Below are 15,418 nucleotides of genomic sequence, written 5' to 3' on the forward strand. Positions count from 1 at the left end.
TCCCGACCCGTAAAGGGGCCGTAACCGTGGTGATTCCCACCAGCGAGACCCGCCGTGAGAACCGACGCAACCGGCGGGGCCGGCACAAGGGGGCCGGCGACCGCGACAACTTCCAGCGCGGCTTCGATGCCCTCGGACGCCTCGCGGTCGACGGCGTCGTCGTTTCGGCGCGCGCCGTCGACCTGACGACCGGGCGCACCCTCTTCGCCGTCGACGACTCCGTCTCGATGCCCACCGCGTCCCTGGGCACCGTCGTGCTGTTGATCGAGGTCGCCGCCCGCCTCGCGCACGAGCCGCAGGAGAACCTGCGGCTGGTCGACCGGACCGCCGCCGACGCGGTCGCGGGCTCCGGGATCTGGCAGCACCTCCAGGTGCCGTCGATGCCGATCGCCGACCTCGCCGCACTCGTCGGCGCGTCCAGCGACAACCTGGCGACGAACGTCCTGCTCCGCCGCGTCGGTCTCGACGCCGTTCGCGAGCGGGCGGAGGCGCTGGGGCTCTCGCGCACCGCTCTGCTCGATGTCGTCCGCGACGAGCGGGGCCCCGACGATGCACCGCAGCTCTCGATCGGCTCGGCCCGGGAACTGACCTGGCTGCTGGCCACCCTCGCGAACGGCGACGTCGTCGATGCCGCCGTCAGCTCGCGGGTGATCGGCTGGCTCTCGCTCGGGACCGACCTGTCGATGGTCGCCGCGTCCTTCGGCCTCGACCCGCTCGCGCATCGGCACCCCGATCACGGGGTCCTGCTCGTGAACACCACCGGCACCGACGTCGGCGTCCGCGCTGAGGCGGGCGTCCTTCGCGGACCCCGCGCCGGCGTCGCCTACGCGGTGGCGACCCAGTTCGACGACACGACCCTGCACTACCGCCTCGCCGTGCTCGAGGGCATGCGCACCCTCGGCGCCGACCTCCTCGAGTACGTGCACTGAGGCGGCTGTTCAGTGGTCGTGTTCACTTCTCGTGAACTCGACAAGAATGCTCGTCCTCGATCGGTGTTCTGCCCCCGTCGTCAAGTCCGTGACCGCGCCCCGCGCCGCGATCTAGGCTGCCCGCAGCAGCGCCGCCTCCCGGGCGGAGCGCGGAGAGGGAATGATGAGCAGCTTCGGCTTCGACGCCCCCGAGGACGTCACCGACACCACCCGACCCGACGGCGGTTCCCTGCCGGTCCCACCCGAGATCGACGACCCCGAGGCTGTCGACGAAGCACTCGACCAGGGCGCCGATGCCCGCCTCGACGACGACCAGGACCCGCCGGAGCACCCCGTCATCCCGTCGCCCAGCTGATCTCCGCGGAGTGCTCTCGGGGCGGGCGGCGTTCCGCGCCATCCTGAAGGAGCGGGACGTCCTCTCGGGCAGAGTGGAGGAATGACAGATGCTCATCACGCTCCTCAGTCCCTTCCTCCTCGTCCCGATGCAGGGGCCGCGCCCGCGCCCTCGGCCGGATCCGCGCCGCCGTCCGTGCCCGCCCGCAGTGCCCTCGCCATTACGGCTCTGATCCTCGGGATCGCCGCCGTGCCCCTCGCCTTCGTGCCGGTACTCGGCGCTCCGGCGGGCATCACCGCGGTGATCATGGGCATCGTCTGCCTGGCGAAGAAGCGCCCGCCGAAGGGGTTCGCTGTGAGCGGGATCGTCCTGGGCGCGCTCGGGGTTGTCCTCGCAGTGGTCGTGGTCGTGGTCACGGTCTTCGGTGTGCTCAGCGCCGTCGGGAAGCAGCAAGCGGTCTCGCGTCCCGGCACCGCCCAGGAGGAGCAGATGACGTCGACCTTCAACGACGGCGTGGTGTTCGACGACGGCATCGCGATCGGCGCCTCCTCCCCGGCGCCGTACCAGCCCGGCAAGTACGCGACGGGAGCCGACCAGGCGCAGAACGTGGTCCTCACGTTCGTCCTCAAGAACAACTCCGACAAGCCGTACGAGCCGTACGTGGTCATCGACGCGTCCTCCGGCGGTGTCGAGGCCTCCCGCATCTCGGACTACGACTCGGGCGAGACCTTCAACGACCCGACCACCGCCGTGCTCCCCGGAGGCTCGGTGACCTGGAAGCGCGCCTTCTCCGTCGCCGACCCAGCCGCACTGATCGTCCAGGTGCACGTGGACCAGCACTCGACGGTGATCTTCACCGACGTGCACTGACTCGGCCGCGCAGCTGCCCGAGGTGGTCGGGCTACTCCTTCGGCCTGGCCTTCAGTCGCTCCGCGAGCCGCTTGAGCGGATGAGCGGGCTCGCGTTCGGTCGGATCCTCGACCTCGAGGCCGTAGAACGTGCCGATGTCGCCGACGAGCGCCGTGCGACGGGCCCGGTCGTAGGCGCGGATCTCCCGTCGGAAGGCGATCACGGTGGCGATGCACATCAGGATCATCACGACGCTGAACGGCAGGGCCGAGAGGATCGCGGCGGTCTGCAGGGCGTCGAGTCCGCCGGCGACCAGGAGCGAGAGGGCGAGCAGCGCGGTCGCGACGGCGAAGAAGACGCGAATCGGGTTGCGCGGCTCGGCCTGGCCGCCGGTCGCGATCATCGCCATCACCAGGGCGCCGGAGTCGGCGGAGGTCACGAAGAAGATGCCGATCAGGATGATCGCGCCGACGGTCAGCACCGAGCCGGCGGGCAGTTGCTGCAGCATCGAGAACAGGGCCGTATTGGTGTCCACCGCGCCGTCCGCGCCGACGAGACCGCCGGTGCCGTAGAGCTCGCGATAGATGGCGGTGCCGCCGAGGACGCTGAACCAGAGGAAGGTCATGATCGTCGGCACGAGCAGGACGCCGACGACGAACTCGCGGACGGTGCGGCCCTTCGAGACGCGAGCGATGAAGATACCCACGAACGGCGCCCACGACATCCACCAGCCCCAGTAGAACGTGGTCCACGAGGCCTGCCACTCCTCGCCCGCGCGGCCGGAGTAGGCGCTGACCGTGAACGTCAGGCCGATGAAGTTCTGCAGGTAGTTGCCGAGCGATTGGACGAACTCGCGGAGCAGGAACTGCGTCGGCCCCGCGACCAGCACGAAGACCAGAAGGGCCGCCGCGAGCAGTAGATTCGCGGTCGAGAGCCACTTCATGCCCTTGCCCACGCCCGAGATCAGCGAGAAGACGGTCAGGCCGGTGACCACCGCGATGACCACGATCTGCACGGCGAGCGACGACTCCACGATGCCGCTCGCCTCCAGGCCCGCCGAGATCTGAGTGACGCCGAGCCCCAGCGAGGTCGCGACTCCGAACATCGTGCCGACCAGGGCGACCACGTCGATCGCGTTGCCCCAGCCTCCGCGGACCCGGCGGCCCAGCAGCGGCTCCAGCGCCCAGCGGATCGATACCGGCCGCTTGCGGCGATGGATCGCGTACGCGAGGGCGAGGCCGACGACGACGTAGATCGACCAGGCGTGGACGCCCCAGTGCAGGTAGGTCTGCGAGATCGCGCTCTGCGCGAGCTCCGTCTCGTCACCGGTGACCCCGGGGCGCGGAGTGGCGAAGTGGGTGAGCGGCTCCGCGACGCCGTAGAAGACGAGGCCGATGCCCATGCCGGCGGCGAAGAGGAGTGAGATCCAGGCGAGCATCGAGAACTCGGGTTTGTCGTCGTCGGCGCCGAGCGTGATGTCGCCGAAGCGGCTGACGCCCATCCAGACCGCGAACGCGACAAAGACCGCGGCGATCAGCACGTAATACCAGCTGAACGTGTTGACAACCGTGGTCTGCAGCGTCGAGAAGACGGCGGTTGCGGCGTTCGGCGCGAGAATGGCGAAGGCCGCGATCGAGAGGGTCAGGGCTGCTGCTGGCCAGAAGACCCATCGGGCCAGGCGGTGCTCGGGGATGGTCACGCCCGCGGTCGCGGTGGCGGCGTCCGGGGAGGACGGATGCTCGGACATGGGGGTCCTCTCGTCGGCGGCAACCTGCCACGGTACACGGCGGCCGGTCAGCGGCCGGTCGGCCGGGCTCGCGCGATCCGGCCCGGGTGCGCGAGGCTGGACCCGTGCAGTTCAGAGTCTTCACCGAACCCCAGCAGGGCGCGAGCTACGAGGATCTCCTCGCCGTCGCGCAGGCCACCGAAGCCCTCGGCTACGACGGCTTCTTCCGCTCCGACCACTACCTCCGGATGGGTGACGGCGATCCCGGCGTCGGCCCCTCCGACGCGTGGACCACCCTCGCCGGCCTCGCCCGCGAAACCGAGCGGATCGCGCTCGGCACTCTCGTCTCCTCCGTCACCTACCGGCCACCGGGGATCCTCGCGATCCAGGTCGCCCAGGTCGACGCGATGTCCGGCGGTCGCGCCGAGCTCGGGCTGGGCACGGGCTGGTTCGAGCAGGAGCACGCGGCCTACGGGATCCCCTTCCCGCCGCGCCGTTTCGACCTGCTGGAGGAGCAGCTCGAGATCGTGACGGGCCTGTGGTCCACGCCGGTCGGCGAGCGCTACTCCTTCGCCGGTGAGCACTACACGCTGACCGACTCGCCGGCGCTGCCCAAGCCCGCGCGCCTGCCGCTGCCGGTGATCGTCGGCGGCGGAGGGCCGAAGCGGACCCCGGCGCTCGCGGCGCGGTTCGCGAGCGACTTCAACCTGCCGTTCCCCGAGTTCGACGCGATTCCGGGTGCCTTCGCGCGGGCCGACGAGGCCTGCCGCGCGATCGGGCGCGAGCCCTCGACGCTTGTGCACTCGGTCGCGTTGATCGCGGTGGGCGGCGGCCATGAGTCGGAGTTCACGCGCCGGGCGGCGGCGATCGGCCGTGAGCCGGCCGAGCTGCGCGAGCACGGAGTAGCGGGCGGAGTGGACGAGGCGGTCGACCGCCTCGAGTCCCTGCGCGAGGCGGGCTGCGAGCGCGTCTACCTCCAGTTCATGGACCTGCAGGACCTCGATCACCTCGACTTCTTCGCCCGGGAAGTGCTGCCCAAGCTCTCGGCGTAGAGCGGACCCGCATCGGGAGCCCCACTGTCCAAAAGTTGTCGCACTCGGCATCGACTGCGACAACTCTTAGATTCTCGTAGCCTCCGTCGGTCCGGGGCCCGCACCCACTATCCAGAAGTTGTCGCACTCGGCGTCGACTGCGACAACTTCTGGAGTCTCGCGTCGTGGGCGGGCGCGGGACGCCGGCGCGCCGCTCCTGCGTCGGCGCGACTTACGCTGGGGGGATGGCGGACACGATCGAGCGCGCGGACGAGCGGGTAGCGACCCGATCGGCGGCCGAAGTCCCGTGGATCGTGCTGGTCTGGGACGATCCGGTCAACCTGATGTCCTACGTGTCGTACGTGTTCCGCAGCTACTTCGGATTCAACCGGGCCGAGGCCGAGCGGCTGATGCTCCAGGTGCACACGGAGGGGCGCGCGGTCGTCGCGACCGGCAACCGCGAGGAGATGGAGCGGCACGTGGAGGCGATGCACGGCTACGGCCTTTGGGCGACGCTGCACAAGGCCGACGCATGAGCGAGCTCCGGGATTCTCGCGCAAGCGCCCCGCGGTGCCGCCGACCCCGCCCGGACGGAGCGCGCTGATGCGCGCCTTCCGTCGCGACTCCTCCGGCGAGGCGATCGCCCGCTTCGACCGCGAGGAGGCCGGGATCCTCCGCCACCTGGCCGGCGAGATGCTCGAACTGCTCGACCGTGGCGCATCCTCCGAGCAGGCGCGCTCAGATCCCGCGCTCGCCCGACTCCTGCCCGACGCCTACCGCGACGACGCCGAGGCGGCCGACGAGTTCCGCCGCTTCACCGCTCCGGATCTCGCCGCCCGCAAGATGGACGATGCCCGCGCCGTCACGGCCGCCCTGGACGCGGGCGACGGCACGAGCCACGGCCGGATCTTCGAGGGGCTCGGCGAGGTGGCGGTCCGGCTCGACGAGTCGCAGGCCATCGCGTGGCTCCGCGCTCTGACCGATATGCGGCTCGCCCTCGCCGTGCGCCTCGGCATCGACGACACCGACGACGTCGAGCCGAAGGAGGGGAGCGTGGCCGCGATTCGCAGCGTCTACGACTGGCTCGGCGGTGTGCAGGACGGTCTCGTCCGAGCCGTCGACGTCTGATCCGCTCGTCCCTCTAGCGATTCCACAGCTGTGGACAACCCTGTGGAGAGGTGTGGACAACCGCCTCCTGACGTACCCGGAATGGCGGAGCATCGGGCGCCGAGGTGTGGACAGCCGAGGTGTGGAAAGCCCCCGTTCGGTCCAACGTTCGGACAAACTCACCGTTCGACCCCACGGTGTCCGGACACGCGAGTGCCCAGGTCCTCGCCGCGCCGGGCGGAGTCGCGCTGCTCGTGATCGCGGGACTGGCCGTCCTCGCCGTCGGTGGCGTCTTCGTCTACCGCGAAGCGAGCAGGAGGTTTCTCGAGAATGTCGCGAAGCCGGCGGGCGCCGCGGGCACGGTCGTCACCGGGCTGGGGATCGTGGGCTCTATCGCCAAGGGTGTCGTGCTCGCCGTTCTGGGCGTGTTGCTGATCGTCGCCGCCGTCAGCCACGATCCGGAGCAGACGGGCGGGATCGATGAGGCGTTGCGGTCGCTCGTGGGTCTGCCCGCGGGCGTGTTCCTCCTGGGTGTCGTCGCCGTCGGGCTCATCGCCTACGGGCTCATCGCCTACGGGCTCTTCTGCTTCGCCCGCGCGCGCTGGCCGCGCCTCTGATGACGGGTAGTGGATCCGCTGCATACCTGTCACCCCCCTTTTGTGCAACTGGTCCCGCAGTCGCGGAGTCGGTGACACGCTGGAGCCTGTGAGTGCTGGGGGCGGTGGGGCGAGCGAAGGACGAGTGCGTCCGCCGCTGACGCTGGACGCCGCCCGTTTGCTGACGCGCACCGCCGCGGGAGACAGCTCCGCTCTGGGAGAGCTCGTCGACCGCTTCGGTGGCCTCGTCTCCGCGTGTATCGGAACCGTGCAGGCCGACTCGGTCGGCCGCGACCGCCTCTGTACCGGCGTCTTCACCGCACTCTGGCGCCGTGCCCGCGAGGGGGCCCACTCGTCCGAGCCCGTGCTCTGGATCCTCGAGGTGCTCTGCGAGACCCTCGGCTCCGCGAATGAGCTCGGTCGCCGTCCGCTCGGCGGTGGTCTGCTCGGCCTGGACTGTCCCGACCGGGAGCTACTGCTGCTCGCCGCAGCCGGCGGTTTCTCGCAGGGCGAGATCGCGGCGTTGACCGGGGTCGACGAGTTCCGGCTGCGCTCGATCCTCCGAAGGGCACTCGAAGTCCTGCGGGGCCGGCACAGCGATCGACTGACGGCCTGACCTCCCGGGCCCCGACGGGGGTAAAGTTGAGTCCAACGAACTCAACTTCTGAGTCACGGAGGAGGCCACCATTATGCAGGCCGGTCGGATGCCCCAGCAGGACGAAAAATCCGCTCTCGAGCAGTACGGCGTCAACCTGACCGCCATCGCGGCGAGCGGCAAGCTCGATCCGGTGATCGGACGGGACGCCGAGATCCGGCGCGTCAGTCAGGTGCTCACGCGCCGCACCAAGAACAATCCGGTTCTCATCGGTGAGCCCGGCGTCGGCAAGACCGCTGTCGTCGAGGGGCTCGCCCAGCGGATCGTCGCGGGCGACGTCGCCGAGAGCCTCAAGGGCAAGCAGCTCGTCAGCCTCGACCTTTCGGCCCTGATCGCCGGCGCGAAGTACCGCGGCGAGTTCGAGGAGCGGCTCAAGGCCGTGCTCCAGGAGATTCAGGACTCCGACGGTCGGATCATCACCTTCATCGACGAGCTGCACACCCTGATGGGCGCGGGCGGCGGCGAGGGTTCGGTGGCGGCGGCGAACATGCTCAAGCCCATGCTGGCCCGCGGTGAGCTGCGGATGATCGGCGCGACGACGCTCGATGAGTACCGTCAGTACATCGAGAAAGACGCGGCCCTCGAGCGCCGATTCCAGCAGGTGTTCGTCGGCGAGCCGACCGTCGAGGACACCGTCGCGATCCTCCGCGGGTTGAAGGAGCGCTATGAGGCGCACCACAAGGTGGCCATCGCCGACTCCGCTCTGGTCGCCGCCGCGTCGCTCTCGAACCGCTACATCACCGCCCGTCAGCTGCCGGACAAGGCGATCGACCTGATCGATGAGGCCGCGTCACGGCTCCGGATGGAGATCGACTCCGCGCCGGTCGAGATCGACGAGCTGCGTCGCTCCGTCGACCGGTTGAAGCTGGAGGAGCTGGCGTTGAAGAAGGAGAAGGACGAGGCCTCGAAGGCGCGGTTGGAGAAGCTGCGCGAGGACCTCGCCCGCCGCACGGGCCAGCTCGACGAGCTCCAGGAGCGCTGGGAGCGCGAGCGCGCCTCCCTCAACCGTGTCGGTGAGCTGAAGAACCGGCTCGACGCCCTGCGGATCGCGGCCGAGCGGGCGCAGCGCGAGGGGAAGCTGGAGCGCGCGTCAAAGCTGCTCTACGGTGACATCCCGGTGATCGAACGCGAGCTCTCGGCGGCCGAGGCCGAGGAGGAGCCGCTCGAAGGCCGCATGGTCAATGAGCAGGTGACGGCCGACGACATCGCGGCGGTCATCGCGGCCTGGACCGGCATCCCGGTGGGGCGCCTCCTGCAAGGCGAGACCGAAAAGCTCCTGCACCTCGAGACCGAGCTGCATCGGCGCTTGATCGGGCAGGACGAAGCGGTGTCGGCCGTGTCGGACGCCGTGCGCCGCACGCGCGCGGGCATCGCCGACCCCGACCGGCCCACCGGCTCCTTCCTCTTCCTCGGGCCGACCGGTGTCGGCAAGACCGAGTTGGCGAAGGCGCTCGCCGGTCATCTTTTCGACGACGAGAAGGCGATGGTCCGGATCGACATGTCGGAGTACGGCGAGAAGTTCGCGGTCTCGCGGCTGGTCGGCGCTCCTCCCGGCTACATCGGCTACGAGCAGGGCGGTCAGCTGACGGAGGCGGTGCGCCGTCGCCCCTACTCGGTGGTGCTGCTCGATGAGATCGAGAAGGCGCACCCCGAGGTGTTCGACGTGCTGCTGCAGGTGCTCGACGACGGCCGGCTCACCGATGGGCAGGGGCGCACGGTCGACTTCCGCAACACGATCCTCATCCTCACCTCCAACCTGGGCTCGCAGATCCTCATCGACCCGGCGCTCTCGCGAGCGCAGAAGGAGGAGGCGGTGCAGCAGCTGGTGCGCCAGGCCTTCAAGCCGGAGTTCGTGAACCGGCTCGACGACATCGTGATCTTCGACGCGCTCGACCGCACCGAGCTGGGCGAGATCGTGTCGCTGTACGTCGACCGGCTGTCGAAGCGGCTGTCGGAGCGACGGCTCGACCTGGCGGTGACGCCGGCCGCCCGCGGGTGGCTGGCCGAGCGCGGCTACGACCCGCAGTACGGGGCGAGGCCGCTGCGCAGGCTGATGCAGCGGGCGATCGACGACCAGCTGGCGACGGCGCTTCTCGGCGGGACGGTGCGCGACGGGGACGTGGTGCTGGTGGATGTGGCGCCGGACGGCGAGAGCCTGTCGGTGACGGCGGGCATAACGGAGCCGGCGTAGGCCGGTTGCGCGCCGTCGCCGCTGCGGTCGCCGCCGCGAGTATCCACAAGTTGTCGCACTCGACGCCGAGTGCGACAACTCCTGGACACTCGCGACGGCGAGCGGCGGCCAAGGCTCCTCCACAGGGGGCGGTGAGGGCTCGATTGTCCACAGATGCGGTCGCAAGCGCCCGCGGCGACGGTGGCCTGCGTAGCGTCGCGGGCATGTCCTTCGAATCGCCGCGCATGGCTGACCTCTCTCCCGAGCAGCGGCCGCGCGAGCGCCTGCGTGCCCGCGGTCCCGAGGCGCTCACCGACGCCGAGACCCTTGCCGTGCTCATCGGAGCCGGTGTCCGCGGCGCCAACGCGACCGTCGTGGCGCAGCGCCTCCTCGCCCGCTTCGGCGGCATCGACGCCGTCGCCCGCGCCGGCGTGAACGACCTGATGCGGCACCGCGGCATCGGCGAGGTCGCCGCATGCCGGCTGGTCGCCTCCTTCGAGCTGCGACGGAGGATGAACCGCGCCTCGCGCGCCGCCCGCGTGACCGACGCCGCGGGTCTGGCTGCCCTCGTCACTCCGCTGCTCGCCGCGCGGCCGCTCGAGACTGTGCTCGCCGTGGCGCTCGCCGAGTCCGGAGCCGTGCGCGACGTGCTGACCCTGGCCGACGGCCCTCCCGCGCACGCCGAGCTCCCGGTGTCCGCCGTGCTGGCCGAGGTGCTCGCGCGGGGAGCCGCGGGCATCGGGCTCGCGCACAGCCACTCGGGCGAGGCGGTCGTGCTCCCTTCCGACCGGGCGGCCACCCGCGCCATCGAGGACGGAGCCCAGGCCTGCGGTTTGCGGTTCCTGGCTCACGTCGTGGTCGGGCGCAACGGGTGGGTGGAGGTGCCGCCGTGATGCCGGGCCGCTCCACCCGTCGCTGCTCCGCTCCGTGCTGCCGCTCCGTCGGTGAGAGCGTCGTCTCGCGTTCGTGCAAGCCCCCGCCGCGGCAGCATCCGCGCGCGGCACCGGCGTACCGTTGACGCCGACCCCACCCCTCTCGACCAGGAGCACCTATGCGAGCAACACTCATCCACGGCGAGCGCGACGTCCGACTCGAGGAGGTCCCCGACCCGCAGCTCTCCACCGGACGCGACGCGATCGTCCGCGTCACCGCGGCGTGCGTCTGCGGCTCGGACCTCTGGCCCTACCGCGGCGTCACGCCCACTACGGAGGCGCACCGCATCGGCCACGAGTTCGTCGGCGTGGTCGAGGAGATCGGCGACAAGGTGCACGATGTCGCAGTCGGCGACTTCGTGATCGCCCCGTTCTACGTCTGCGACGGCACCTGCGCGAACTGTGCCAACGGCGTCTCCACCTCCTGCCTGAACGGCGGCTGGTGGGGCGCAGACGTGCACGAGGAGGGCTTCGCCGATGGCGCCCAGGGCGAGAAGGTGCGCGTCCCTCTCGCCGACGGCACGCTCTTCCGCGTCGACGCCGACCCGGACCCCGCGCTCATCCCCAGCCTGCTCACCCTCGCCGATGTCATGGGCACCGGCCACCACGCCGCCGTCTCGGCCGGTGTCACTGCGGGCTCGACCGTCGCGGTCGTCGGCGACGGGGCGGTCGGTCTCTGCGCGGTCCTCGCGGCCAAGCGCCTCGGCGCCACCACGATCATCGCGATGTCGCGGCACGAATCGCGGCAAAACCTTGCCCGCCGCTTCGGAGCGACGCACATCGTCGAGACCCGCGGCGACGAGGGCGTGGCACGCGTTCGCGAGCTGACCGACGGAATCGGCGCAGACTGCGTGCTCGAGTGCGTCGGCACCAAGGAGTCGATGCAGCAGGCACTCGACTCCGCCCGCCCCGGCGGCATGGTCGGCTATGTCGGCGTTCCCAACGGCGGCCCGGAGCTGCCGGTGCGGCAAATGTTCGGCTCGAACGTGGGCGTCAACGGTGGAGTCGCGCCGGTGCGCGGCTACATGGCCGAGCTGCTGCCGGACGTGCTCAGCGGCGCGATCGAGCCCGGTCTCGTCTTCGATCTGGAGCTGCCGCTGGACGAGATCGCGGAGGCATACGCCGCGATGGACGAGCGCCGCGCGATCAAGACCCTCGTGCGTCCCTAGAAGGTCGCACCGGACCCGCTCGCAGCGCGGCTGGCCTTCCTTGCGCCGCGAGCGGGGCCGGCCAGAGGTTCCCGCTGCCCGCCCACCACGTCGTGACGGAGGCCCCATCACCATCGACCGGCTCGCCACTCGCTACCGCATCGCCCTCAGGGTGCCGCAGACGAACCATGCCCCGGGGGCACCCGCTCAGCGAGTCGGGTGCGAGCCGTTTCTCAGCGCGCTGCCTCACGTGTCCAGGGCATGCAGCTGCGCGCCCAGCGTACTGTACACACGCAGCTCATCAGCTACTGGGACCTCGGTCACGCCATCCTCGAGCAGCAGGCGAAGGAGCCGTGGGGACCCACGTTTCTGATCGACTCGCCGACGACGTGCGCCGTGAGTCTCCCGCGATGACCGGCCCGTCCCGCAGCAACGTCTTCTCCATGCGCGCCTTGGCCGCCGCCTCGCCCGACCGGGTGAAAGTCCCACAGGCTTGGGCCACGTCCGCCTCCTCCTCGACACGCTCCGGACGCCGAGCGCCTCGCGCACCCCGACGAGCAGCGCATCATCGCCGCCCTCGACCTCAGCGGTGCCGCGAACGGATAGTCCCAGCGCGGCGTCAGCGCCACCAGTCATCGAACATCGACAGCGGCACCTGGCGCTTGTGCTCGGTCGCGGCGTACCGCGCTTCGATCGCCTCGGCAATAGCCGGGTCGACGTCGCCGCCCTCCAGGTACGCGTCGAGGTCGGCGTAGGTGAGGCCGAGGTTCGTCTCGTCGGTCTGGCCGGGGTTGTCATCGAGGAGGTCCGCGGTGGGCGCCTTCTCGTAGAGGCGGGCCGGAGCGTCGAGGTTCTCCAGGAGCGAGCGGCCCTGCCGCTTGGTGAGGCCGGTGAGGGGGAGGACGTCGGCGCCGCCGTCGCCGTACTTGGTGAAGAAGCCGGTGACCGCCTCGGCAGCGTGGTCGGTGCCGACGACGAGCATGCCCGTCTGACCGGCAATCGCATACTGGGCGACCATCCGCATCCGCGCCTTCACGTTGCCCTTGACGAAATCGCTGATCGGCTCACCGACCGCGTCGCCGAACGCCGCGGCGACGCCGTCGACGCCCTGGTGGATGTCGAACACCACCTGGCGGTCGGGCCGGATGAAGCCGAGGGCGAGTTGGGCGTCCTCCTCGTCGGCCTGCGCCCGGTACGGCAGGCGGACCGCGATGAAGGAGGCATCCCCTCCGCTCGCGCGCACCCGCTCGACCGCGAGCTGGCAGAGTCGGCCGGCCAGGCTCGAATCCTGCCCGCCGCTGATGCCGAGGACGAGGCCCTTCGCGCCCGTGCCGCGGAGGTAATCGGCGAGGAAGCCGCTGCGCCGTTCGACCTCGGCGGCCGGATCGACGGTGGGAGAGACGTGGAGCTCGGAGATGATCTGCTGTTGGACGTCGCGCACGGCCTCACGCTACTCCGGATGCGGTCGCTGAGCTCTCTCGGTCGCCGAGACGGTGGCGACCCGTCCCGGAAGCGGCCGGTGGCCACCACCCGTCACGAGTCGATCGACCCTCCCGCTGTCCCGAGGTCCTTCCCGGCCGCGGCCGAGTCGTCGAGGGCTTGCCGGAGATTCGCCGCGAGCGGAGTACACGTTCGGGGAGAGCACGCCGCCGGGCACCAGTCCGTCGCCGATCATCCGCATGGTCACGACAACGAGGTTCTGCAGCCTGTCGAGGGTCTCCGGGCCGACGACGGGCAGGGTGACGAGCGTGTGTCGATGCGGGACCGTGGCATGTCAGCGAAGGAGACGAGCGAGCCGATGTGGGCGGCGATGAGGAGCCGTCGCGTCGTGAGACTCGATGAACGCGCGCACGATCGTCGCGTCGCCGCCGCCGGTTCCGTGCAACGTCGACACCGCTCTCGTGCTCGCCTCAGCCGAGCTGCGCGACGATCCGCGCGATGCGCGCCGGGACGGTGTCGTCCTGGAGGCTCGTCACATCGCCGAGCGGACGGCCGTCGCGGATGTCGCCGAGCAGGCGGCGCATGATTTTGCCGGAGCGCGTCTTGGGCAGGTCGGGCACCACCACCACGTCGCGCGGCTTGGCGATCGGCCCGATGGCGGTAGCGACGTGGTCGCGCAGCAGAGCGGAGAGCGACGAGCTGAGCCCACTCCAGTAGGCCGCGTCCTCCTCGGCCCGGTCGACGGCCTCGTCGGAGGGGATGACGAACGCCGCGATCGCCTGCCCGGTCGTCGGGTCGGCGACTCCGACGACTCCCGCCTCACCGACCGCCGGGTGGGCGACGAGGGCGGATTCGATCTCGATCGTGGAGAGGCGGTGGCCGGAGACGTTGATCACGTCGTCCACGCGGCCGAGCACCCAGATGTCCCCGTCGGCGTCGTATTTCGCGCCGTCTCCCGAGAAGAACCAGCCCTGTCGCGCGTAGCGGGCCCAGTAGGAGTCGCGGTAGCGCTCCGGATTTCCCCACACGGTGCGCGCGAGCGCCGGCCCGGTGCGGTCGACCACGAGGTAGCCCCCGGAGCCGTTCGGGACCCGCTCGCCGTCCTCGTCCACGACCAGGGCTCCGAGTCCGGGCAGGGCACCGAGTGACGAGCCCGGCTTGAGTGTCGAGACGCCCGGCAGTGGGCACATCACCGCGGCGCCGGTCTCGGACTGCCACCAGGTGTCGACGATCGGGCAGCGCCCGCCGCCGACTGCCTCGTGGAACCAGACCCAGGCCTCGGGGTTGATCGACTCGCCGACCGTGCCGAGCAGGCGCAGGCTCGACAGGTCGTACCGCACGGGCACCCCCTCGGGGAACCAGGTCATGAGCGTGCGGATCAGGGTCGGCGCCGTGTAGTAGACGCTCACTCCGTAGCGCTCGATGATTTCGAAGTGCCGGGCCGTGTGCGGCGTGCTCGGCGTGCCTTCGTAGAGCACCTGGGTCAGCCCGTTCGAGAGCGGACCGTAGATCTCGTAGGTGTGCGCGGTCACCCAGGCAAGGTCGGCCGTGCACCAGTGCACGTCGTCGGGCTTCGCGTCGAAGACCGCCCAGTGCGTCCACGACGCCTGGGTGAGGTACCCGCCGCTGGTGTGCACCAGCCCCTTCGGCTTCCCGGTCGTGCCGGAGGTGTAGATGATGAACAGCGGCGTCTCGGAGTCGAAGGCTTCTGCCTCGTGGACGTCGCTCTGCGCGTCGACCAGCTCGTGCCACCAGACGTCGCGGCCCGGAGTCCAGGGCACGTCCTGCTCACCGGTGCGGCGGACGACGAGGACGTGTTCGATCGACGTGACGCCCTCGACCGCCTGGTCGGCGCTCGCCTTGACGGGCACCGCTGCTCCGCGCCGGAACTGTCCGTCGGTGGTGACGAGGAGCTTCGCCCCAGTGTCCTCCACCCGGAACCGCACCGCTTCGGCCGAGAAGCCGCCGAAGACGAGCGAGTGGATCGCTCCGATGCGCGCGATCGCGAGGGTGATTACGACCGTCTCCGGGATCACCGGCAGGTAGACGACGACGCGGTCGCCCGTGCCGATCCCGAGCGCGGTGAGCGCGTGCGCGGCGCGGGCGACCTCGCGCTGGAGCTGCGCGTAGGTGATGGACCGCCGGTCCCCGCGCTCGCCCTCGAAGTGCAGCGCGACCTTTTCGCCGCGGCCCGCGTCCACGTGGCGGTCGACGCAGTTGACGGCGACGTTCAGTCGTCCGCCCTCGAACCAGGTGGTGCGCGGTACCGAGAGCGAGCCGTCGGGTTGCGGCGTGGCCGGCTCCCAGGTGTGCGCGGTGTGCCAGGGCTCCGCCCAGTCGAGGCGGCGGGCCGCCTCCTCCCAGAAGGCGATCGGATCCGCGGCGGCGCGGGCGTACTCCTGCTGACCGACGTTCGCCCGGGCAGCGAAGGCTGCGGGCGGAGGGAAGCGTCGGTGCTCGTCGAGCAGGTTGACGATCGTCTCGCTCACCTTCGGACCTCC

14 protein-coding genes are annotated in these 15,418 nt (G+C 70.7%); 11 read left to right on the top strand and 3 right to left on the bottom strand.

The annotated features are described in order from the left end of the window. The first annotated feature begins 26 nt into the window (after positions 1–26). From A6122_RS00745 to A6122_RS00755, 3 genes are all read left to right on the top strand, one after another. Positions 27–929, top strand: coding sequence for a serine hydrolase (locus tag A6122_RS00745; protein ID WP_068250394.1), 903 nt, complete (start codon positions 27–29; stop codon positions 927–929). A 160-nt stretch (positions 930–1,089) separates the two neighbouring features. Continuing rightward, on the top strand, positions 1,090–1,284 hold the full coding sequence (locus tag A6122_RS00750) for a hypothetical protein (protein WP_068250397.1): 195 nt from the start codon (positions 1,090–1,092) through the stop codon (positions 1,282–1,284). A 174-nt stretch (positions 1,285–1,458) separates the two neighbouring features. Beyond that, the gene (locus A6122_RS00755) at positions 1,459–2,133 is read left to right on the top strand and encodes a DUF4190 domain-containing protein (RefSeq protein ID WP_068250400.1); all 675 of its coding nucleotides are present in this window, start codon (positions 1,459–1,461) and stop codon (positions 2,131–2,133) included. 31 nt (positions 2,134–2,164) lie between these two features. Here the strand turns inward: A6122_RS00755 and A6122_RS00760 are convergent, their stop codons facing one another. Beyond that, positions 2,165–3,859 (bottom strand): BCCT family transporter, encoded by a 1,695-nt coding sequence (locus A6122_RS00760; RefSeq protein ID WP_084415716.1) that lies wholly within the window; start codon positions 3,857–3,859, stop codon positions 2,165–2,167. Positions 3,860–3,963: 104 nt separating this feature from the next. On the opposite strand from A6122_RS00760, the gene A6122_RS00765 reads away from it, so the two are divergent. The 8 genes from A6122_RS00765 (at position 3,964) to A6122_RS00800 (ending at position 11,498) form a co-directional block, all read left to right on the top strand. Then, the gene (locus A6122_RS00765) at positions 3,964–4,890 is read left to right on the top strand and encodes an LLM class F420-dependent oxidoreductase (RefSeq protein ID WP_068250403.1); all 927 of its coding nucleotides are present in this window, start codon (positions 3,964–3,966) and stop codon (positions 4,888–4,890) included. A 224-nt stretch (positions 4,891–5,114) separates the two neighbouring features. Next, entirely contained in the window at positions 5,115–5,405 is a 291-nt protein-coding gene (gene clpS, locus A6122_RS00770) for an ATP-dependent Clp protease adapter ClpS (protein ID WP_068250406.1), read from the top strand. Between the two features lie 67 nt (positions 5,406–5,472). Next, positions 5,473–5,997 (top strand): DUF2017 domain-containing protein, encoded by a 525-nt coding sequence (locus A6122_RS00775; protein WP_068250409.1) that lies wholly within the window; start codon positions 5,473–5,475, stop codon positions 5,995–5,997. A 176-nt stretch (positions 5,998–6,173) separates the two neighbouring features. Next, positions 6,174–6,593 (top strand): DUF1206 domain-containing protein, encoded by a 420-nt coding sequence (locus tag A6122_RS00780; RefSeq protein WP_068250412.1) that lies wholly within the window; start codon positions 6,174–6,176, stop codon positions 6,591–6,593. 124 nt (positions 6,594–6,717) lie between these two features. Then, a complete protein-coding gene (locus A6122_RS00785; protein WP_068250415.1) occupies positions 6,718–7,188 on the top strand; it encodes an RNA polymerase sigma factor sigma-70 region 4 domain-containing protein in 471 nt (156 codons plus the stop codon). A 73-nt stretch (positions 7,189–7,261) separates the two neighbouring features. Then, positions 7,262–9,418, top strand: coding sequence for an ATP-dependent Clp protease ATP-binding subunit (locus A6122_RS00790; RefSeq protein ID WP_084415718.1), 2,157 nt, complete (start codon positions 7,262–7,264; stop codon positions 9,416–9,418). A 224-nt stretch (positions 9,419–9,642) separates the two neighbouring features. After that, positions 9,643–10,290 carry a JAB domain-containing protein gene (locus A6122_RS00795; protein WP_068250418.1) on the top strand — a complete coding sequence of 216 codons (648 nt, stop codon included), beginning with the start codon at positions 9,643–9,645 and terminating at the stop codon, positions 10,288–10,290. A 158-nt stretch (positions 10,291–10,448) separates the two neighbouring features. Continuing rightward, positions 10,449–11,498, top strand: coding sequence for a zinc-dependent alcohol dehydrogenase family protein (locus tag A6122_RS00800; RefSeq protein ID WP_068250420.1), 1,050 nt, complete (start codon positions 10,449–10,451; stop codon positions 11,496–11,498). 598 nt (positions 11,499–12,096) lie between these two features. Here the strand turns inward: A6122_RS00800 and nadE are convergent. Together nadE and acs are read right to left on the bottom strand one after the other, a co-directional pair. Then, positions 12,097–12,918, bottom strand: a complete 822-nt coding sequence (gene nadE, locus A6122_RS00805; RefSeq protein ID WP_068250424.1) for an ammonia-dependent NAD(+) synthetase — start codon at positions 12,916–12,918, stop codon at positions 12,097–12,099. Positions 12,919–13,387: 469 nt separating this feature from the next. Continuing rightward, the gene (acs, locus tag A6122_RS00810; protein WP_068256781.1) at positions 13,388–15,406 is read right to left on the bottom strand and encodes an acetate--CoA ligase; all 2,019 of its coding nucleotides are present in this window, start codon (positions 15,404–15,406) and stop codon (positions 13,388–13,390) included. Between the last annotated feature and the right edge of the window lie 12 nt (positions 15,407–15,418).

The sequence above is a fragment of the Rathayibacter tritici genome, assembly GCF_001641005.1.
Lineage (GTDB): Bacteria > Actinomycetota > Actinomycetes > Actinomycetales > Microbacteriaceae > Rathayibacter > Rathayibacter tritici.

Excerpts from the sequence above, each read along its gene's own strand:
- A6122_RS00750 (WP_068250397.1), top strand. The coding sequence starts at position 1,090 with ATGATGAGCAGCTTCGGCTTCGACGCCCCCGAGGACGTCACCGACACC.
- A6122_RS00760 (WP_084415716.1), bottom strand. The coding sequence starts at position 3,859 with ATGTCCGAGCATCCGTCCTCCCCGGACGCCGCCACCGCGACCGCGGGC.
- clpS (WP_068250406.1), top strand. The coding sequence starts at position 5,115 with ATGGCGGACACGATCGAGCGCGCGGACGAGCGGGTAGCGACCCGATCG.
- A6122_RS00775 (WP_068250409.1), top strand. The coding sequence starts at position 5,473 with ATGCGCGCCTTCCGTCGCGACTCCTCCGGCGAGGCGATCGCCCGCTTC.
- A6122_RS00790 (WP_084415718.1), top strand. The coding sequence starts at position 7,262 with ATGCAGGCCGGTCGGATGCCCCAGCAGGACGAAAAATCCGCTCTCGAG.
- A6122_RS00795 (WP_068250418.1), top strand. The coding sequence starts at position 9,643 with ATGGCTGACCTCTCTCCCGAGCAGCGGCCGCGCGAGCGCCTGCGTGCC.
- A6122_RS00800 (WP_068250420.1), top strand. The coding sequence starts at position 10,449 with ATGCGAGCAACACTCATCCACGGCGAGCGCGACGTCCGACTCGAGGAG.